Raw genomic sequence first — 19,803 nt, 5'->3', positions numbered from 1 at the left:
ACTTTCTCTTATTGACTGTCGCCCATGCCGGTATAAGTTCGTACATTACCATTAATAGACGCAACATCCATTTCTTCGGCTCGTCCCTTTCCTTCAGCTGCCCACAGAAAACCGCGGCGCATGATTAGCGAAACTTCAGGCATAGCGACGATATTGGCTTGGTGTCCTAATGAACTATAAAACACATTCCCAAGGCCCCAACGTTTTGTCCAAACAACAGGCATATCCACTGCTTTATTAGCACTATGCGGTCCGTGAAAAACTGGGAAGCGTGTGGAAGCTAACACTTCAACCGCCGGGTCATAATGAAGGTAGTATTGTTCACTGACCACTTTAAAATCAGAGATACCCTCTAATAATGGGCTTGAGGAATGCTTGATATTGACCATGTATTCTACCCCATCATTTCCAGGATGGGCTACCCAATTACCCCCTGTAATAAATTGCCAGTCTACATTATTTCGAAAAGAATCACACATCCCACCATGGCATCCAGCTAAACCTACACCAGCGGCGACGGCTTCTGAGATATTGAGGACATATTTTTTTTCAATCTCACCCATCGTCCAGTGAGGTACGATTAAGTCGAGGGATTTTAACTTTTCCTTGTCAGCATATGAGTCAAGTGAATGGGAAACCTCTACTTGGAAGTTTTCTTCCTCAAGAATCCCTTTAAAGATTTCAGCTACCTGTTCGGGCTGATGTCCATCCCATCCACCCCAAACAATCAATGCACTTTTTTTCATGGTAAAAGCACTCCTTTACATTTTTTTATACCTCAGAAATTCGAATCCATTGTCGTTTTTCAATCGATAAATCAACCGCTTCTAAGACTTCCTGGCACTTTACGCCATCACGGAAGTTGGGAACAGGTTGTCGATTTTCCTGGAAAGAATCCATAAGTTCAACGATTTCATGAATAAACGTATGTTCATAACCAATCGTATGTCCTGGCGGCCACCAGTTTTCCGCATAAGCATGCGCAGGGTCAGTTGCTAAGACGCGGCGGAAGCCCTGAACATCGTCTCGGTCATCAACGAAATAAACTTGCAGTTCATTCATCCGCTCAAAATCAAAGATAACACTGCCCTTACTGCCATTGATCTCAAATGAATTCGTACAGCGGTGTCCAGCCGCAAAGCGAGTAGCTTCAAAGCTTCCTAAGGCTCCGTTAGCGAACCGAGCTAAGAATAGGGTAGCGTCATCCACTGTCACTTCGCCCTTTTCATCACTATCACTGCCTTTTGCGGATAATCCGGTCATCTGAGAAGGAATGGGCCGTTCTTTAATAAACGTTTCGCTCATACCAATTACTTCGGTAATATCGCCAATTAGATAGTGAGATAGATCGATTAAATGAGCCCCAAGGTCCCCGTGAGAGCCTGAACCTGCAATTTCTTTCTGAAGTCGCCAGGCTAGCGGGAAGTTTGGATCCACGAGCCAATCCTGTAAAAACCAGGCCCGAAAATGATAGATATCGCCGAGCCTTCCTTCGTCAATAAGCTTTTTAGCCAGCATAACAGCAGGAGCAAAGCGATAGTTAAATCCAACCATATGTTTGACACCAGCAGCCTCAACAACATCAAGCATTTCTCTAGAGTCTTTCAATGTAAGCGCTAACGGTTTTTCGCAAAAAACATGCTTGCCAGCTTGAGCAGCAGCAATGGTTATTTCTTTATGTACATCACTAGGTGCATTGATGTCGATTAAATCAATGTCATCTCTTTCTAAGAGGCTTTTCCAGTCAGTTGCATGTTCCTCCCAGCCGAATTGCTTGGCTGCAGTAGTCACACCGTTTAGGTCACGGCCGCAAATAACCTTCATTTCAGGATGAACCGTGTTCGGGAAAAAGAGCGGAAGATCCCGGTAGGCATGACTGTGTGCTTTCCCCATAAATTTATAACCGACCATTCCGATTCTAAGTTTTTCCATAGCGTATCTCCTTTTGTATGTCATCAAGATAAACTCTAATATCGATAAATCTATCATTTGTAGGTTTGACACAACAAGTAAAAAATTATATAATCCTAGACAAAATTTACTCTTATCTGAGGATGTTCTTAGTATGTTAATATATGAAGCACACCATTTTGATTTAATATCAAACTATCATACATTGAATTTAAACTTTCCAAGCCATCTCCATCGTGGTTTTGAATTATTATTCCTCATTGATGGGGAAATGGAAGTCATTATTAGCCAAAAAAGTTACCATTTGAAAACTGGACAATTCTTACTCATATTGCCGTATGAAATTCACTCGTTTATTACAAAATCACATTCTCGAGCTAATATTTGTATCTTTTCGCCAGACTATGTTCCAACATTTCAAAAGATGATAGAAAATAGTTCACTTGAAAATCCAGTTTTCAACCTATCTTTGGAAGCGAATACACTAATTTCTAGGACACTTTTCAAAGATCACTCAAATCTGCTAGAACAAAAAGCCTGTCTCTATTTATTACTATCTGAGTTAATGGGACAAACCAACTTAATTAAAGGCGAAAAACAAAATCCAGAGTTGCTCCATAAGTTATTAACCTATATTCAGGAACACTTTACAGAACCTATTTCTTTAAAAAGTATCGCTGGTAAATTAGGTTACAGTTATAATTATTTATCGAAGTATTTTAATACTAATATTAGTATGTCTTTTGTGGATTTTTTAAATGAAACCAGAGTAAACTATGCTAGTTATCTATTAATCTATACAGAAAAAAATATTACAGAAATTGCTTTCCTTTGTGGGTATGAAAGCATACGGTCATTCAATCGTAACTTTGTAAAGATAAAATTATGTACACCCAAAGAATACCGAGAAAAGCAACCCCAGTCGTTTATTAATCTGTATCCTTTCAATATTACTTAATCCTAGATTTAGGGGGAAGTTACAAGCACAGTCTCTTAACTGGATTGAGACCTGCATGCCAGGATCTGGTGGTCTGTCTTATTTATGAAACGGAAAGAGGCTAAAAACAAAATGGAATATGTCGGAGAGTAGCTTCTCCCAAAGAATTGATTAATAGAAAGAGGAGATAATAAAGGAAAAATGGGGATAATGAACGTTGGATAAAGTTCTATTTAAACAAATTTGACTGTAAAAAATACAACATATCCACCATTAGAATCTTCAATTTTTTTTTTTGTAATTTCTTATTAACAAAAATAAAAAGCCTTGAAAATTCAAGGCTTTTTGACGTCCCGAAGAGGATTCGAACCTCCGACCTACAGTTTAGGAAACTGTTGCTCTATCCTGCTGAGCTATCGGGACACATTTATTGGGAACGTTACTTATTATAAATAGTTAAACGTGAAAGGTCAATAAATAATTACCTTTTCTACCTTTTATCGCCTTTTTCTGAAAATTAACCAGATGATCAGACTAAGGGAAATTGATAAAAACTCCATTGATAAGATATACCATGGGTAGGGACCAAGAAGGTTTAATAAGCTAGCACTATTGGGTTTATGGCTTAAAAACATATAATTCCCATCGACTGCCTTATTAATAATCATGATGATCGGCAATAAGACATTCAAAAAGACAAATAGTTTTACAACGGACCAAATGGTAGGTCTATAGCCTTGTACCCAAGTAAAATAGAAGACAACCCAAATCATCATTACATGCGTATAAAAAAAGTGAAAAAAGCGGAAATGCGGGAAATCAAAATTTAACAATGGGGTAAATATCGCCTGAGAAGCACCCAATAAGGCCGTGAATAATAAAATTTCATAAATAACTTTTTTTCTCGTTAACAATAATAATACCGATAAAATGAGGCTGATACTGCATAATTCTAATGGAATACCATGACTGACATCCCACATATCATTTACAACCATCCATAAATGGTAACTAACTTCTATTATGATTAATGAAATTCCTACAGCTACCTCTGCTTTTCTCCATTTTTTGTCCTTAAGCTTATCCCTGTTTATGAATATAAAAAATGAACCTAGAATAAGAAGGGCAATAATCACAAAATGGCTGACAGAAAACATTTCGAAATTATATTCCTTAACATTTCCTCCAAACCAACCCATCATTAATCACCCTTTTCGCTTTGTTACTCTGATTTATATGCGGGTATGTTCCATTCCCGACCATAACACGATAAAAGAAATTTCTACCTAATCTAAGTTTACCTGATATATGGTATAATAGTTTGTCGAAGATACTCGAAATAATTAAAACGTGGGGGTCATTATGGCTGGTTATACGCCGATGATACAACAATATTTAACGATTAAGGCAGATTACCAAGATGCCTTTTTATTTTTTCGCCTTGGCGATTTTTATGAAATGTTTTTCGATGATGCGATCAAAGCATCTCAAGAATTGGAGATAACCTTAACAAGTCGCGAAGGCGGCAGTGAGGATCGAATTCCGATGTGCGGGGTACCGTATCATTCCGCCCCTAACTATATTGAACAGCTTATTTCAAAAGGCTATAAAGTAGCCATTTGCGAGCAAATGGAAGACGCCAAGCTAACAAAAGGCATGGTTAGACGGGAAGTTGTCCAGCTCATAACACCTGGAACCGTAATGGAAGGTAAGTCGTTATCAGATAAGGAAAATAACTATATTGCATCCATTTCCTGTTTTGATGATGGAACATTTGGATTTGCTTATACAGACCTTTCAACAGGTGAAAGTAAGGTAACACAGCTCTCTACTAATTTTGATGAAGTATTAAATGAACTAGCCGTATTAAGCTCTAAGGAAGTTGTTGTCGCAAATGACTTTGAAGCTGAATGGCAGAAGAAAATGCGGGAACGTGATGTACTTGCTATTTCATTCGAAGATAATAGTTCAGTAGATATCAATTTTTCACATCTATTAGACAATTTGAATCAAGACAAACCAAAACAAAGTGCAGCAAGGCTATTTCATTATTTATATCGTTCACAAAAGAGAAGCCTTGACCACCTCCAACCGGTGACAACCTATCAAATTCATCAATATATGAAAATTGATTACTATTCTAAACGGAATCTTGAATTAACGGAAACGATTCGTTCAAAAGGGAAGAAAGGCTCACTGCTTTGGTTACTTGATGAAACGATGACAGCCATGGGTGGCAGGACGCTGAAAACTTGGATTGACCGTCCTTTAATTTCTCGTAAGGACATCGAACACCGTCAAACCATTGTAGAGGTTTTGATGGACAAGTATTTCGAACGCCAGGAGCTACGTGAAAAGTTGACTGAAGTATATGATTTGGAGAGGCTTGCGGGTCGTGTTGCATTTGGTAACGTAAATGCCCGTGACCTTATGCAATTAAAACGATCTTTAATGCAGATTCCTTTCTTAAAACAAATTCTTTTTGGGATGGAGCATGAAGAAGTAAATAAAATTGCAGAATCACTGGATCCTTGCGAGGAAGTGACGGACCTTTTAGAACAAGCGATTGTCGAAAATCCTCCGCTTTCATTAAAAGAAGGAAATATGATTCGAGACGGATACAATGAGCAGCTCGACCAATATCGCTACGCAAGCCGAAACGGGAAAACGTGGATTGCTCAACTTGAGCGTGAAGAGCGCGAAAAGACAGGGATTAAATCCTTAAAAATCGGCTATAACCGTGTATTCGGCTATTATATAGAAGTAACTAGAGCAAACCTGCATCTTTTAACAGAAGGGCAATACGAGCGAAAACAGACCTTATCAAATGCGGAACGTTTTATTACTCCTGAATTAAAAGAAAAAGAAGAGTTAATTTTACAAGCAGAGGAAAAAAGTGGAGAACTTGAGTACCAGCTTTTTACTGAAATTCGTGAGATTGTAAAAGAACATATCCCTCGCCTGCAGGCTGCAGCAAAAGCCGTTAGTGAGTTGGATGTCCTTCAATGCTTTGCACAAGTGAGTGAAGAGCGTCGTTATGTTAAACCGAAGTTTTCAACTGAAGGAAAAGTGGTTCTAAAGGATGGCCGACATCCTGTAGTTGAAAAAGTGCTGAATGCACAGGAATATGTAGCGAATGACTGCTTTATGGATCATGAGCGAGAAGTTCTGCTTATTACAGGTCCGAACATGAGTGGTAAAAGTACGTATATGCGCCAAATTGCGTTAACGGCCATTTTAGCTCAAATCGGATGTTATGTACCGGCTGATGAAGCGGTTCTGCCAATTTTTGATCAAGTATTTACAAGAATTGGGGCAGCAGATGATTTAATATCGGGACAAAGTACATTCATGGTTGAGATGCTTGAAGCCAGAAATGCCTTAACCAACGCTACACAAAATAGTTTGATTTTATTTGATGAAATTGGCCGCGGGACGTCAACCTATGACGGGATGGCTTTGGCCCAGGCGATTATTGAATATATTCATAAACATATTGGTGCAAAAACACTGTTTTCAACTCATTATCATGAATTAACAGTTCTTGAAGACGAGCTTGAAAAATTAAAGAACATTCACGTTAGTGCAATTGAGCACAACGGAAAACTTGTTTTTCTTCATAAAATCAAAGAAGGTCCAACAGATAAGAGCTATGGAATTCATGTAGCACAGTTAGCAGAACTTCCAAGGGAATTAATTCAACGAGCAAATGAAATTCTCTCAGCACTAGAAAAACCTGATGTACAACCTGTCGCCGTTAAAAGCGCAGTAAAGGAAATAAAGGAGCAGCCAGCGCAGCTGTCATTCTTTGATGAACCGAAAGAGCAGAAGAAACAAGAGCTTTCTTCAAAAGAAAAGAAAGTAATCGATAAAATGAAAGAACTTGATTTGCTAGATATAACACCGCTTCAAGCGATTAATTTGTTGTATGAGCTTCAGAAGAAGCTGAAAAGCTAGGAGGTGACTATGGTATGGGGAAGATTATCCAATTAGATGATGCACTATCCAATAAAATTGCAGCAGGCGAGGTAGTTGAACGTCCAGCCTCTGTGGTGAAAGAGTTGGTGGAGAATGCAATTGACGCTGGCAGTAAGGTAATTGAAATTGAAGTAGAAGAAGCTGGTCTTGCGAAAATTCGAATCACGGATAATGGAAATGGAATCGACGAAGAAGACGTCTTACTCGCCTTCCAACGTCATGCGACTAGTAAAATAAAAAATGAAAATGACTTGTTCCGTATCAAGACTCTCGGTTTCCGCGGGGAAGCTCTGCCCAGTATCGCATCCGTTTCAAGGCTGGAGATGAAGACCTCAACGGGTGAGGGCGCAGGAAATCGAGTGGTTATTGAAGGCGGGAAGGTTGAAGTTTTTGAAAAGTCTTCGAGCAGACGCGGGACCGACCTTACGATAACCGATTTGTTTTTTAATACACCAGCACGCTTGAAGTATATGAAAACCATTCATACAGAGCTTGGAAATATTACCGATGTGGTAAACCGCCTTGCGTTATCCCATCCAGAGGTTGCCTTTCGTTTAATTCATAACGAACGTAAGCTGCTGCAAACAAACGGAAATGGTGATGTTCGCCAAGTGCTGGCGTCTATCTATGGAATGGCGATTGCCAAACAGCTTGTGCCGATTTCTGGGGAATCGCTTGATTACAAGATTAGCGGCTATGCCTCTATGCCTGAAGTAACCAGAGCATCTAGAAACTATATTTCTACTATGATCAATGGTCGTTTTATTAAAAATTACGCATTAGCAAAGGCGATTCAAGAGGGGTATCATACGTTACTTCCAATCGGAAGATTTCCGATTGTTCTCCTCAATATTGAGATGGATCCATTATTGGTGGATGTCAATGTACACCCATCTAAAATGGAGGTTCGTATCAGTAAAGAAGCAGAATTGAATGAATTGGTAACTAGTATCATCAAAAATGCATTTAAATCGAAGATATTGATTCCAACTGCATATACCCAAGAGAAAAAAGAAATCCCGAAGTCTGAGCAAACTACATTGATTCTTGATGAAAGAACCAATCCAGTACCCGAGAGAGAAGAAATGAAATGGGATTCTTCTTTTGTTACAAATACCATTCAGGAAACGGTACCAGCTCTTGAGGTGAAAGTGGAACCATGGATTCCAAAAGAGGTTGAAGAAGAGGTAACAATTCCGAATAGTTGGGAATACGCACCACCTCCAGAGATGGAATTAAATGAAACGGATGTAGAAACAGAAACAAGTGCGAATACCGATCAAATGGAAAGCAGGATTCCAAGGTTATACCCAATTGGTCAAATGCACGGTACGTATATCTTTGCTCAAAATGAAAATGGGTTATATATTATCGACCAGCATGCGGCACAAGAACGATTGAAGTATGAGTATTTCCGTGAAAAAGTAGGTCAAGTTCATGCGGAGCTGCAGGAATTACTTGTTCCAATCACAATGGATTATTCCACGGATGAATATCTGAAAATCAATGAAAACCGTATGGAATTAGAAAATGTTGGGGTCTTCCTTGAGGAGTTTGGAATGAACAGCTATATCGTTCGCTCACATCCACAGTGGTTCCCAAAAGGCGAAGAAAAACAACTAATCGAAGAAATGATTGAGCAGCTGCTATCGATGAAAAAAGTCGATATTAAAAAGCTTCGAGAAGAAGCAGCAATCATGATGAGCTGTAAAGCTTCGATTAAAGCAAACCGTCATTTACGAAATGATGAGATTCAGGCATTACTCGATGACTTACGAAAAGCTTCTGACCCATTCACCTGTCCACACGGAAGACCCATTATCGTCCATTATTCGTCTTATGAGATGGAGAAAATGTTTAAACGAGTTATGTAGGGTGCTCTCTTTTATAAAGAGGGCACTCTTTTTTTGAAAAATGTAATAATAGGTACTTATATTTGTTTGTATTATAGTGTAAAATTACACTATAAGGGATATATAGAGGAGGTGGTTCTGTGGTTATTTTTGGCCTCTTAAGTACTTTTTTACCTATCGTGATTATTATTTTTGTAATCGTTTACGCAGTGAAGAATAAAGAAATGGGGGGAGAGACAGTGATACGTCATCTTTATACGTATTTAGTCCTGTTTGCAACACTTATGATGGTGATTGGCGGTGGAATTTCGATATTTATGGCTGCGGCCGATTTAGTTAGCCCGCCGGGTTATTATCAAAACTTCGAAGATTTTAAGCAGATTTACCATGATAAGAAAGTTCCAACTGAGGAAAGTAAAACCCTAACAGATGCTGAAATTCGTGAAAGATATAATCAAATGGTCAAAGATGAAAAGAACCGGGCAAGAGAAAATGCAAAAAACCAACTCATAAAAAGTCTAGGCTTTATCGTTATTCCACTTCCGATATTCCTATACTTCAATAATATGAGAAAACGCCAAAGTGATATATAGACATAGTTGCAGGTAGTCTGGAGTGACCGAAGAGAATTCATAAAAAGCATTTTGGTCAATGCAGGTAGTCTGGAGTGACCGAAGAGCATACAGGAAAAGTATTCTGGTCAATGCAGGTAGTCTGGAGTGACCAAAGAGCATTAATAAAAAGCATTTGGGTCAATGCAAGCAGTCTGGAGCGACCGAAGAGCATTCATATAAAGGATTTGGGTCAATGCAAGTAGCCTGGAGTGACCGATGAGCATTCATAAAATGCATTTGGGTCATTGCAGTAGCCCGAAATAACTAAAAAACTGATAAAATAGCAAAAAGAGTGCTAAAAATAGCACTCTTTTTTTCAATCTATCTCACTAAAGCTGGCAGCTTATGCATGTATTTAAGGGCTTGTCCGGTTCCGATTGCGACGGATTCAAGAGGATTTTCTGCTAATTGTACAGGCACTACTATTTCCTTGCTTAGCCATTCTTCCATTCCCTTCATCAATGCACCACCACCTGTTAGAATCACGCCACGGTCGACAATGTCTCCGCTTAGTTCGGCAGGGCAGTCCTCGAGTGTTGCACGAATTGCTTCTAATATATGAGATAATGATTCTTTTAAAGCATTTCTAATTTCATAGGATGATAGTGTAACGGTCTTTGGTAATCCTGTTACAAGGTCACGACCGCGTACTTCCATGTGAAGCTCTTCGTGATCGACCAACGCATAACCGATTTCCATTTTAACATTTTCAGCTGTTCTGTCGCCAATCAACACATTATACTCCTTGCGGACATATTGAATGATTTCTTCATCGAGACGGTCTCCGCCAATTTTAATGGAGTGGCAGGACACAACACCCCCGAATGATATAATCGCTACCTCTGTATTCCCCCCGCCAATATCAACAACCACATTTGCTACCGGCTCATCAACTGGCATTCCAGCACCAATAGCAGCCGCTACCGGTTCTTCAATTAACTGGATTTTTTTTGCGCCGGCATTTCTCACGGCGTCTTGAATAGCCCTTCTTTCAACACTTGTTGATCCTGAAGGTGTACAGATTACTACATTTGGCTTCCGTACGGCAAAGCCCATATTTTTAGAAGCTTTGCGCATGATATGCTTTAGAAGTTCAGTAGTAAGGTCATAATCTGCAATTACGCCCTCCTTCAATGGTCGGATTGCCATGATGTTCTCAGGCGTTTTTCCAATCATTTCTTTTGCTTCCATGCCAAAAGCTACAACCTTTTTTGTTTCTGTATCAATGGCCACCACAGAAGGCTCATTAACTGCGATTCCTTTATTTTTACTATAAACCAATATATTTGCTGTCCCTAGATCGATTCCAATCTCAAAGTTTGATAACATTTTCCTCACCTAATTTCCCTATTTTTCGACAACTTGCCGTTTGACCAGTCATCTTTCTACAAAATAAGCTACGATTAAGCCTATCATGAACTTGGGGGTAAGAAGGCGTTTGTAAATGAATCGTTATAGGAATGTAAAGTTGTAAAGTAAATTTATTAGTTTGTCTTAAATGTAATATATTAAATCCTTGCAAAACCATGCATAGAAAAGTTATTTTTTGATTATACTTATTTGATGTTCAACTGCTTTTAAAATATATGTTAGGATGTTAGTGTGACATGGTTGTAGTGACACACGTAAATAATGAAAAAGGGCAGTGTGAAAATATTGGATTTAAAACAGAAGTTATTAGTCATTATTGGTCCAACCGCAGTTGGAAAAACAAAGTTAAGCATAGAACTGGCTAAACGGTATAATGGCGAAATTATCAGCGGCGACTCCATGCAGATTTATCGAGGTATGGATATCGGAACTGCAAAAATAACCATCGAGGAAATGGAGGGGATTCCCCACCATTTGATTGATATTAAAGAGCCGGATGAAAGTTTTTCCGTAGCGGAATTCCAACAGCTAGTCCGAGCGAAAATATCTGAAATCACCTCGAAAGGGAAGCTTCCTATTATTGTCGGGGGTACTGGGCTTTATATTCAAGCTGTCATTTATGATTACCAGTTTTCCGAGGCACCTGCGGATGAGGAATTTCGATTGCAACTTGAAGAGAAGGCAAAAGAAATTGGAAATGAGGCGCTGCACCATGAGTTAACCAAGATAGATCCTGAAAGTGCAAGCCAAATTCATTACAATAATGTAAGAAGAGTGATTAGAGCACTTGAAATTTATCATTGTACTGGTAAGATTATGAGTGAATATCAAATGAATCAGCAGCCTGACCTTCTATATGAAACAGCCCTTATTGGATTAACCATGAATAGGGAACAGCTTTATGAACGGATTAATTCACGTGTTGACATGATGATATCCGAAGGGCTTCTTGAAGAAGTCTCTGGGTTATACAAGCAGGGAATAAGAGATTGTCAATCCATTCAAGCCATTGGTTACAAAGAAATCTATGATTATTTAGATGGAAAGGTTAGTTATGATGATGCCATCGAAAGTTTAAAACAAAATTCTAGGCGTTATGCAAAAAGACAACTAACTTGGTTTCGTAACAAAATGGATGTAGAATGGTTTGAAATGACAAATGTCTCAGATTTGTCAAAAAAAATAACCGAAATTTCACAGTACGTTGAAGGAAAGCTACAAGTAAAATCGAATACATATTAGTAGAGATAAAAGAGGAGGATATACAAATGAAAACCACCATCAACATTCAGGACCAATTTTTAAACCAGTGCCGCAAGGACAATACTCATGTGACGGTATTCTTATTGAACGGATTCCAATTGAGAGGCCAAATTAAAGGCTTTGATAATTTTACAGTTCTTTTTGAATCAGAAGGAAAACAGCAATTGGTATACAAGCATGCCATTTCAACCTTTGCACCGCAAAGAAATGTTCAGCTTGACCTGGATGCGCAATAACCTATACGTTTGATTGGAGCCCATAAATCTGTGGGCTCTTTTTTATTTTTATAATGAAAAGGTAATTGGATGAATACACATAAATGAAGGAGTATTGCGTTGCAGAATGAGAGGTGAAGGCTTTGGACCAACCGATTCGCATGAAAAGTAATGGTCAAATAACAGTATCGCTCAATTCCCAAAAAAGGAAGTCATTGACGAAAGAGCTTCCTGTTCCTCAAGTTGTTCCAAAGGTTATTCCCCCGGAGCACGCCGCATTAAAAGAAATCGAAGACGAGCTCGGGGCATTAGTAGGTATGGAAGAAATGAAACGAATGATAAAAGAAATTTATGCCTGGATATTCGTGAATAAAAAACGGGAAGAAGTGGGTATGAAGGCAAGGAAGCAAGCCCTTCATATGATGTTTAAAGGCAATCCTGGGACAGGGAAAACGACCGTTGCCAGATTAATTGGCAAGCTCTTCTTAAAAATGAATGTCCTATCTAAGGGGCATTTAATTGAGGCAGAACGAGCTGACCTTGTGGGAGAGTATATCGGTCATACGGCTCAAAAAACACGGGACTTAATTAAGAAAGCACAGGGTGGAATACTATTCATTGATGAAGCCTATTCATTAGGCCGCGGCGGTGAAAAGGATTTTGGAAAAGAAGCGATTGATACACTCGTCAAGCATATGGAAGATAAACAGCATGAATTTATCCTCATTTTGGCTGGATATTCCCGAGAGATGGATTATTTCTTAACCTTAAATCCAGGTTTGCACTCCCGGTTTCCATTAGTCATAGATTTCCCGAATTATACCATTGATCAATTGATGGAAATCTCTTCCCGGATGCTGGAAGAACGTGAATATAGTTTGAGCCATGGTGCAGAGAAAAAACTAAAGGATCATTTAATTTGGGTAAAATCAGTGCTCAATCCCAATAGCTTTTCGAATGGCCGATATGTCCGTAATATAATTGAAAAGTCTATTCGCGCTCAAGCTATGCGGCTTTTATTGCAGAATAGCTTCGACAAACATGAATTAATGACACTTAGGAGCAATGATTTAGTTTTCGAGGAAGATTCATAAAAGAAATCGGCGGACAATTATGCCGCCGATTTCTTTAATGCGCTCCGAGTCTTCTAGCAGGAAGCTTCCAACTAAATGTATAGGAAAGTACCCTTAGCGCAGTAATAAGCGCAAATAAGGTGTACAACTCCCAAGGACTTGAAGCTATTTTTAATCCGATGATGAGACCAGCCAGAATAGCCCAGACTGCATAAATTTCCGCCCGTAATACAATCGGTTTTCTGCCAGCTAGTAAATCACGAATAATACCTCCGCCAATTCCCGTTAAGACAGCCGCCACAATGACTGCACTAATAGGATGGCCCATATTTACTGCGTAAATAGCACCCTGAATCGCAAACGCTGACAAGCCAATGGCATCGAAGAAGTTCCCCCATCTTTGCCAATGCCGTAACAAATTGGTTGGAAACAAAAATACAGAAGTAATCGATAGAAGGGCAAATTGAAAGAACAACCCCTGTTCCCATAAAGCAGAAACTGGGACCCCGATTAAAAGATTTCGTATGGCACCTCCACCGAAGGCTGTGACAATCCCCAAAATATAAACACCTAATATATCATACTCTTCTTCCATAGCAACAATGGCACCACTAACGGCAAAAGCGATTGTACCTATAATACTTAAGACATCCCATGTCATGTTGTTCAGTTTCTCCTCTATGTGAAATACAGTTATTTTTAACTATTCAGCAAACAATATGATTTTAACACGGAGATGTAATTAATCAACAAATATTTTCAAAAATTAGGGTAAAATCATCTTTTTTGGTATGATGAGGAAAGGGAAATTTTATGAAAGCAGGTGTTGGTATGGAACAAGAAGTAAGCTTAGAAAAAGCAATCTTAGTTGGCTGCCAAACGCAAACATTGGATGATAGCAGGTTTCAATATTCAATGGAGGAGCTTGCTGCCTTAACTGAAACAGCTAAGGGTGAAGTTCTTATGACAGTTATTCAAAAACGAGAGCGTATTCACTCAGCGTTATATATAGGAAAAGGGAAAGTAGAAGAACTAAAAGCGCTCGTGGACGAGGTTGAAGCAGACTTAGTCATTTTTAACGATGAACTATCTCCTAGCCAAAAACGAAATCTTTCTTCTGAGTTAAATGCCCGTATTATCGACCGGACGCAGCTAATCTTAGATATATTTGCACAAAGAGCAAGATCCAAAGAGGGGAAACTACAGGTTGAACTAGCACAGCTCCATTATTTACTGCCTCGTCTAGCTGGTCAAGGTACAGCATTATCAAGGTTAGGAGCAGGTATTGGGACAAGAGGACCTGGGGAAACAAAGCTCGAATCAGATCGCCGTCATATTCGTCGAAGAATTGATGAAATTAAGGGTCAGCTTGCTGTGATTGTGCAGCACCGAGAGCGTTACAGGGAAAGAAGAAAGAAAAACAAAACCTTCCAAATTGCGATTGTCGGCTATACAAATGCTGGCAAATCAACACTTTTTAACCGACTGTCTGAAGCGGATTCGTTTGAGGAAAACCAACTTTTTGCTACATTGGATCCAATGACACGAAAGTTGATTTTACCAAGTGGGTTCCAAACCTTAATTACAGATACCGTTGGATTCATTCAAGACCTTCCAACTGCGCTGATCGCTGCTTTTCGTTCGACGCTTGAAGAGGTTAAGGAGGCAGACCTCCTTTTGCATGTTGTTGATATGTCAAATGCAGACTATTTCCAACATGAAAAAACAGTGAATAAGCTGCTTGCAGACTTGGAAGTAAAAGACATCCCACAAATTACTGTTTATAATAAAAGGGATATTAAACATCCGGACTTTGTACCAACGACGAGCACCCCTCTTATATTTATCAGTGCCTATGATAAAGAGGACCGCAATGAATTAAAAAGAAAAATCGAAAAAGTCACGATTGAAATGATGGAACAATATCAAGTTAGTATCCCTTCAACAGAGGGAAAACTGCTAGCACAATTAAAAAATGAGACGATTGTAAGAGAATTAATATTTGATGAAGAAAAAGAACTTTATCAATGCAGAGGATTTTCTCTTCCGGATCAACAAATTTCCGGGCAATTACAGAAATACAAAAAGAGAATGGGGTAACAGCATGTTTCAACAGTTAAAAAATGGGGAAAAGCTTCAACCGATTGTAAAGGATATAGAACAACAAATTGCATCTGTACATAAAGAAATAGACGAGAGGATTGAAACCAATCAATTTCGCGTATTGAAAAGTTACCAAAAGCATAGGGTGAGTGATTCACATTTTATGCCATCCACTGGCTATGGATATGATGATATCGGCAGGGATACACTGGAGCTTATTTATGCCGATGTTTTTGGTGCTGAAGCAGGACTAGTAAGACCGCAAATTATCTCGGGAACGCATGCCATTTCAATTGCTTTATTTGGGATCCTTCGTCCTGGAGATGAACTGCTCTATATAACTGGTAAACCATATGATACCCTTGAAGAAATTGTTGGGATTCGTGGTAATGGAGTAGGCTCATTAAAGGAGTTTGGCATATCTTATGATAGCGCCGCACTAACAGAAGAAGGAACGATTAATTGGAATCTTGTAGCTGGGAAAATTAAACCTAATACGAAAATGATTGGAATACAGCGTTCAAAAGGGTATGCAACTAGACCATCTTTTACTGTTTCTGAGATTAAAGAGATGATATCATTTGTCAAAGAAATCAAAGAAGATGTCGTCGTATTTGTAGATAACTGTTATGGAGAATTCGTCGAAGAATTAGAGCCCTGCCATGTAGGTGCGGATTTAATGGCAGGGTCACTGATTAAAAACCCTGGTGGGGGAATTGCAAAAACGGGTGGATATATTGTAGGGAAAAAACAATATGTTGAACCCTGTTCATATCGAATGACCTCACCAGGTATCGGTGCTGAGGCGGGAGCTTCTTTATACAGTCTTCAAGAAATGTATCAAGGGTTCTTTTTGGCCCCTCATGTAGTGGGACAAGCGTTAAAAGGAGCTGTTTTTACAGCTGCCCTTCTTGAAAAACTAGGGATGAATTCATCGCCTAAATGGGATTCAAATCGAACCGATTTAATTCAATCAGTTCAATTTGATGATAAGGATAAGATGATTGCTTTCTGCCAAGCGATACAATTCGCTTCACCAATCAATTCTCATGTTACGGCCTATCCAGCTTATATGCCTGGTTACGAGGATGATGTAATCATGGCAGCTGGTACATTTATTCAGGGTGCAAGTATAGAGCTGACCGCTGATGGACCGATTCGACCTCCATACGTGGCCTATGTTCAAGGAGGATTAACCTACTCCCATGTGAAAATGGCCGTTTGTATTGCTGTTGATTCTTTAATTGAAAAAGATTTGATTGAATTAAACTAACAGAATATACAAAGGATAACTTCATAAAGTTGTCCTTTTATTTTTTTGTGAAAAAACTATGTTAGAAAACCTCACATAGGATTGACATCTTTTCTAACACGAAATATAATAACAATATAAATTAGCAAAAAGAGAGGAGAAATTAAATGAGTGGAAAGGAAATTCGCCGCTCAATGCCACTATTCCCAATCGGAACGGTCATGCAGCTAACAGAATTATCAGCTAGACAAATCCGATATTATGAAGAGCATCAATTGATTTCTCCAGCAAGAACTGATGGGAATAGAAGACTATTTAGTTTAAATGATATTGATAGTCTATTAGAAATTAAGGATTTAATTGATCAAGGAGTGAATATGGCTGGTATAAAACAGCTATTCCTTGTCAAACAGCAACAATCGAATGTTCTTGAGCAACAGGCTGAAAAGGCCAAGCAAGATTTGACGGATGAACAGCTTCGAAATCTGCTTAGACATGAATTACAGCAAGCTGGTAGATTTAATCGTTCGTCTTTAAGGCAAGGGGATATGTCACGATTTTTCCATTAGGTTGATTTTCTTAAACTTGTTGTTAAAATCCTAGAGCATATTTTAACGTGAAACAAACTATTATTGTGCTTGAAAAAAACTATTTGGGGGTAATAAGAATGGCAAAGTTTACAAGAGAAGATATTAAACGTTTGGCGCAAGAAGAGAATGTTAAATTTATTCGTTTACAATTCACTGATATTTTAGGAACAATCAAAAACGTTGAAATTCCAGTTAGCCAATTAGAAAAAGCTTTAGATAATAAGATGATGTTTGACGGATCTTCAATCGAAGGATTTGTACGTATTGAAGAATCTGATATGTATCTATATCCAGATTTGAATACATGGGTGGTATTCCCTTGGACAGCTGAAAAAGGAAAAGTAGCTCGATTAATTTGTGATATCTATACAGCTGAAGGAAATCCATTTGATGGTGACCCACGTAATAACTTAAGAAGAGTATTGAAAGAGATGGAAGAACTAGGATTCACAGATTTTAACTTAGGGCCTGAGCCAGAATTCTTCTTATTCAAATTAGACGAAAAAGGTGAGCCAACGCTAGAATTGAACGACCAAGGCGGTTATTTCGACTTTGCACCAACGGATTTAGGTGAAAACTGCCGTCGTGATATCGTACTAGAACTAGAAGAAATGGGCTTTGAAATTGAAGCTTCTCACCACGAAGTAGCACCAGGACAACATGAAATTGACTTTAAATATGCGGACGCTTTAACAGCATGTGACCAAATTCAAACATTCAAGTTAGTAGTAAAAACAATTGCTCGTAAACATGGCTTGCATGCAACGTTTATGCCAAAACCGTTATACGGAGTGAATGGATCTGGAATGCACATGAACCTTTCATTATTCTCAAATGGCAAAAATGCATTCTACGAGCCAACTGGCGACCTAGAAATGAGCGATGCTGCTCGTCAATTTATCGCTGGTATCTTAAAGCACGCTCCTAGCTTTACAGCTGTAACAAACCCAACTGTAAACTCTTATAAGCGTCTAGTTCCTGGTTACGAAGCACCTTGCTACGTTGCATGGTCTGCTAGAAACCGTTCACCATTAATTCGTATTCCTGCTTCCCGCGGCTTAAGTACCCGTGTCGAAGTAAGAAGCGTTGATCCAGCTGCTAACCCATATCTAGCAATGGCTGTTCTATTAAAAGCTGGTTTAGATGGAATTAAAAATAAAATGACTCCTCCAGCTCCAGTTGACCGTAACATCTATGTAATGAGCAAAGAAGAAAGAATCGAAGAAGGAATCATCGATCTTCCTGCAACACTAGCTCAAGCTTTAGATCAATTGAAGTCTAATGAAGTAATCGTATCTGGTTTAGGAGAGCATATCTTCGAACACTTTATTGAAGCAAAAGAGATCGAGTGGGATATGTTCCGTACGGTAGTACACCCTTGGGAACGCGACCAATATATGAGCATGTACTAAAATTAAGTAACCCAGTATGGATTTGAGTCCATGCTGGGTTATTTGCGTTCAGGATTCTTTTTCTTTATTTTCATTAAGTGATCTAAATCTAGTGAGCATGATATCACCACTAATCCCGGCAAGGGCCGATAAAAAAATAGTTTCAACCATTGAATTTGGAGTTGTGTAAATCTGGATGAGGAGAGCTGCGACAGAACCAAGAAGCATTTCTTCTATAAAACCTAAATAGATAAACCTCTTTGTTTTCCTGGGCATGATTATTTTTCCGTGCTTCCGAACGTGTCCTATAAATCCCACCAAACCACCAATAACCATTGAGAAAATAATGTCCTTCAACACTGTTTTCACACTCCTTAAGCCTGGATTTTTTGACCTAAGGTTAACTCTCGGTGTAATACCATTATACTAATAGTGGAAACCAAACAGAATGAGTAAAAATACATATTTTTGAATAAATTTCCATAAATAAACATAAAAAAGAGCAGATTTTCATATCTGCTCTTAATAATTAATGAATATGACGGTAAACCCCGATCACTTTTCCTAATATGGATACATTTCTTAATATAATCGGATCCATTGTTGAGTTCTCTGGTTGTAAACGTATGAAATCTTTTTCTTTAAAGAATCGCTTACAAGTAGCCTCATCTTCTTCTGTCATAGCAACGACGATATCACCATTATTCGCAGTTTGCTGCTGTCTTACAATCACGTAATCTCCATCAAGAATTCCGGCTTCTATCATACTCTCACCCATGATTTCTAGCATAAATACTTGCTCATCAGCAGGTGCTAGACTTTCAGGTAGTGGAAAATACTCTTCTACGTTTTCGATGGCGGTTATAGGCAGACCAGCAGTTACTTTACCTACAATAGGTACATTGACGACATTGTTTCTCGGAATATTCATCGTTTCATCTGCTTCTAGTATTTCGATTGCTCTCGGTTTTGTTGGGTCTCTTCTAATTAATCCCTTACTCTCTAAACGTGCTAAATGACCATGCACAGTAGAACTTGAAGCAAGCCCCACCGCTTCGCCGATTTCTCTTACGGATGGCGGATAGCCTTTTTTCTTTACTTCCCCTTTAATAAAATCAAGGATATCCTGCTGGCGCTTAGATATTTTTGTCATTATAGATACACCTCGCCCTATTTAATGTGTAATTTAATTATAGCATGTTCGTATTTTTTATACAAACATAAGTTCGAATTATTGTTGACAACAAACAAA

18 protein-coding genes and 1 tRNA gene are annotated in these 19,803 nt (G+C 38.7%); 11 read left to right on the top strand and 8 right to left on the bottom strand.

From position 1 onward, the window contains the following. Positions 1–8: 8 nt before the first annotated feature. Together M3189_RS00465 and M3189_RS00460 are read right to left on the bottom strand one after the other, a co-directional pair. Positions 9–746, bottom strand: coding sequence for a ThuA domain-containing protein (locus tag M3189_RS00465; RefSeq protein WP_251630788.1), 738 nt, complete (start codon positions 744–746; stop codon positions 9–11). 25 nt (positions 747–771) lie between these two features. Then, positions 772–1,932 (bottom strand): Gfo/Idh/MocA family protein, encoded by a 1,161-nt coding sequence (locus tag M3189_RS00460; protein WP_251630787.1) that lies wholly within the window; start codon positions 1,930–1,932, stop codon positions 772–774. Between the two features lie 133 nt (positions 1,933–2,065). Here M3189_RS00460 and M3189_RS00455 point away from each other — a divergent pair, with 133 nt between their 5' ends. After that, positions 2,066–2,869, top strand: a complete 804-nt coding sequence (locus M3189_RS00455) for a helix-turn-helix transcriptional regulator (RefSeq protein WP_251630785.1) — start codon at positions 2,066–2,068, stop codon at positions 2,867–2,869. A 328-nt stretch (positions 2,870–3,197) separates the two neighbouring features. On the opposite strand, the gene M3189_RS00450 is transcribed toward M3189_RS00455, so the two are convergent. Continuing rightward, positions 3,198–3,271 (bottom strand) — tRNA-Arg (locus tag M3189_RS00450). Positions 3,272–3,345: 74 nt separating this feature from the next. Continuing rightward, positions 3,346–4,047 carry a YwaF family protein gene (locus tag M3189_RS00445; RefSeq protein WP_251630783.1) on the bottom strand — a complete coding sequence of 234 codons (702 nt, stop codon included), beginning with the start codon at positions 4,045–4,047 and terminating at the stop codon, positions 3,346–3,348. 163 nt (positions 4,048–4,210) lie between these two features. Between M3189_RS00445 and mutS the strand changes: the two genes are divergently transcribed. The 3 genes from mutS to M3189_RS00430 all read left to right on the top strand — a co-directional run bounded on the left by mutS (position 4,211) and on the right by M3189_RS00430 (position 9,272). Next, positions 4,211–6,805, top strand: a complete 2,595-nt coding sequence (gene mutS, locus M3189_RS00440; RefSeq protein WP_251630781.1) for a DNA mismatch repair protein MutS — start codon at positions 4,211–4,213, stop codon at positions 6,803–6,805. A gap of 14 nt (positions 6,806–6,819) precedes the next feature. Continuing rightward, positions 6,820–8,700, top strand: a complete 1,881-nt coding sequence (gene mutL, locus M3189_RS00435; protein WP_251630779.1) for a DNA mismatch repair endonuclease MutL — start codon at positions 6,820–6,822, stop codon at positions 8,698–8,700. 119 nt (positions 8,701–8,819) lie between these two features. Next, entirely contained in the window at positions 8,820–9,272 is a 453-nt protein-coding gene (locus tag M3189_RS00430; RefSeq protein WP_251630777.1) for a hypothetical protein, read from the top strand. A 342-nt stretch (positions 9,273–9,614) separates the two neighbouring features. On the opposite strand, the gene mreBH is transcribed toward M3189_RS00430, so the two are convergent. Continuing rightward, positions 9,615–10,622, bottom strand: coding sequence for a rod-share determining protein MreBH (gene mreBH / locus M3189_RS00425; RefSeq protein WP_251630775.1), 1,008 nt, complete (start codon positions 10,620–10,622; stop codon positions 9,615–9,617). A gap of 303 nt (positions 10,623–10,925) precedes the next feature. On the opposite strand from mreBH, the gene miaA reads away from it, so the two are divergent. From miaA to spoVK, 3 genes are all read left to right on the top strand, one after another. Next, positions 10,926–11,906 carry a tRNA (adenosine(37)-N6)-dimethylallyltransferase MiaA gene (gene miaA / locus M3189_RS00420; protein ID WP_251630773.1) on the top strand — a complete coding sequence of 327 codons (981 nt, stop codon included), beginning with the start codon at positions 10,926–10,928 and terminating at the stop codon, positions 11,904–11,906. Positions 11,907–11,932: 26 nt separating this feature from the next. Next, on the top strand, positions 11,933–12,163 hold the full coding sequence (gene hfq / locus M3189_RS00415) for an RNA chaperone Hfq (protein WP_034672853.1): 231 nt from the start codon (positions 11,933–11,935) through the stop codon (positions 12,161–12,163). A 122-nt stretch (positions 12,164–12,285) separates the two neighbouring features. After that, complete coding sequence (gene spoVK, locus M3189_RS00410) at positions 12,286–13,236, top strand: stage V sporulation protein K (protein WP_251630771.1); 951 nt, start codon at positions 12,286–12,288, stop codon at positions 13,234–13,236. Between the two features lie 34 nt (positions 13,237–13,270). On the opposite strand, the gene M3189_RS00405 is transcribed toward spoVK, so the two are convergent. After that, a complete protein-coding gene (locus M3189_RS00405; RefSeq protein ID WP_251630769.1) occupies positions 13,271–13,876 on the bottom strand; it encodes a trimeric intracellular cation channel family protein in 606 nt (201 codons plus the stop codon). Between the two features lie 170 nt (positions 13,877–14,046). On the opposite strand from M3189_RS00405, the gene hflX reads away from it, so the two are divergent. The 4 genes from hflX (at position 14,047) to glnA (ending at position 18,572) form a co-directional block, all read left to right on the top strand. Next, complete coding sequence (gene hflX, locus M3189_RS00400) at positions 14,047–15,315, top strand: GTPase HflX (RefSeq protein WP_251630767.1); 1,269 nt, start codon at positions 14,047–14,049, stop codon at positions 15,313–15,315. 4 nt (positions 15,316–15,319) lie between these two features. Next, the gene (locus M3189_RS00395; RefSeq protein WP_251630765.1) at positions 15,320–16,591 is read left to right on the top strand and encodes an aminotransferase class I/II-fold pyridoxal phosphate-dependent enzyme; all 1,272 of its coding nucleotides are present in this window, start codon (positions 15,320–15,322) and stop codon (positions 16,589–16,591) included. A 146-nt stretch (positions 16,592–16,737) separates the two neighbouring features. Continuing rightward, a complete protein-coding gene (locus M3189_RS00390; RefSeq protein WP_251630762.1) occupies positions 16,738–17,139 on the top strand; it encodes a MerR family transcriptional regulator in 402 nt (133 codons plus the stop codon). Between the two features lie 98 nt (positions 17,140–17,237). Then, positions 17,238–18,572: a type I glutamate--ammonia ligase gene (gene glnA / locus M3189_RS00385; RefSeq protein ID WP_251630760.1), complete on the top strand. Its 1,335-nt coding sequence runs from the start codon at positions 17,238–17,240 to the stop codon at positions 18,570–18,572. A 48-nt stretch (positions 18,573–18,620) separates the two neighbouring features. On the opposite strand, the gene M3189_RS00380 is transcribed toward glnA, so the two are convergent. Together M3189_RS00380 and lexA are read right to left on the bottom strand one after the other, a co-directional pair. Beyond that, the gene (locus M3189_RS00380; protein WP_251630758.1) at positions 18,621–18,911 is read right to left on the bottom strand and encodes a DUF4257 domain-containing protein; all 291 of its coding nucleotides are present in this window, start codon (positions 18,909–18,911) and stop codon (positions 18,621–18,623) included. Positions 18,912–19,080: 169 nt separating this feature from the next. Continuing rightward, complete coding sequence (gene lexA / locus M3189_RS00375) at positions 19,081–19,704, bottom strand: transcriptional repressor LexA (RefSeq protein ID WP_251630756.1); 624 nt, start codon at positions 19,702–19,704, stop codon at positions 19,081–19,083. Positions 19,705–19,803: the final 99 nt, after the last annotated feature.

The sequence above is a fragment of the Neobacillus niacini genome (assembly GCF_023715415.1).
Taxonomy (GTDB): domain Bacteria; phylum Bacillota; class Bacilli; order Bacillales; family Cytobacillaceae; genus Neobacillus; species Neobacillus niacini_C.
Note: the sequence above shows the minus strand (reverse complement) of the source record. Positions and strands in the feature narration are given on the sequence as shown.

Coding starts and splice junctions, on each gene's coding strand:
- M3189_RS00465 (WP_251630788.1), bottom strand. CDS start 746: ATGAAAAAAAGTGCATTGATTGTTTGGGGTGGATGGGATGGACATCAG.
- M3189_RS00460 (WP_251630787.1), bottom strand. CDS start 1,932: ATGGAAAAACTTAGAATCGGAATGGTCGGTTATAAATTTATGGGGAAA.
- M3189_RS00455 (WP_251630785.1), top strand. CDS start 2,066: ATGTTAATATATGAAGCACACCATTTTGATTTAATATCAAACTATCAT.
- M3189_RS00445 (WP_251630783.1), bottom strand. CDS start 4,047: ATGGGTTGGTTTGGAGGAAATGTTAAGGAATATAATTTCGAAATGTTT.
- mutS (WP_251630781.1), top strand. CDS start 4,211: ATGGCTGGTTATACGCCGATGATACAACAATATTTAACGATTAAGGCA.
- mutL (WP_251630779.1), top strand. CDS start 6,820: ATGGGGAAGATTATCCAATTAGATGATGCACTATCCAATAAAATTGCA.
- mreBH (WP_251630775.1), bottom strand. CDS start 10,622: ATGTTATCAAACTTTGAGATTGGAATCGATCTAGGGACAGCAAATATA.
- miaA (WP_251630773.1), top strand. CDS start 10,926: ATGAAAAAGGGCAGTGTGAAAATATTGGATTTAAAACAGAAGTTATTA.
- hfq (WP_034672853.1), top strand. CDS start 11,933: ATGAAAACCACCATCAACATTCAGGACCAATTTTTAAACCAGTGCCGC.
- M3189_RS00405 (WP_251630769.1), bottom strand. CDS start 13,876: ATGACATGGGATGTCTTAAGTATTATAGGTACAATCGCTTTTGCCGTT.
- hflX (WP_251630767.1), top strand. CDS start 14,047: ATGGAACAAGAAGTAAGCTTAGAAAAAGCAATCTTAGTTGGCTGCCAA.
- M3189_RS00395 (WP_251630765.1), top strand. CDS start 15,320: ATGTTTCAACAGTTAAAAAATGGGGAAAAGCTTCAACCGATTGTAAAG.
- M3189_RS00390 (WP_251630762.1), top strand. CDS start 16,738: ATGAGTGGAAAGGAAATTCGCCGCTCAATGCCACTATTCCCAATCGGA.
- glnA (WP_251630760.1), top strand. CDS start 17,238: ATGGCAAAGTTTACAAGAGAAGATATTAAACGTTTGGCGCAAGAAGAG.
- lexA (WP_251630756.1), bottom strand. CDS start 19,704: ATGACAAAAATATCTAAGCGCCAGCAGGATATCCTTGATTTTATTAAA.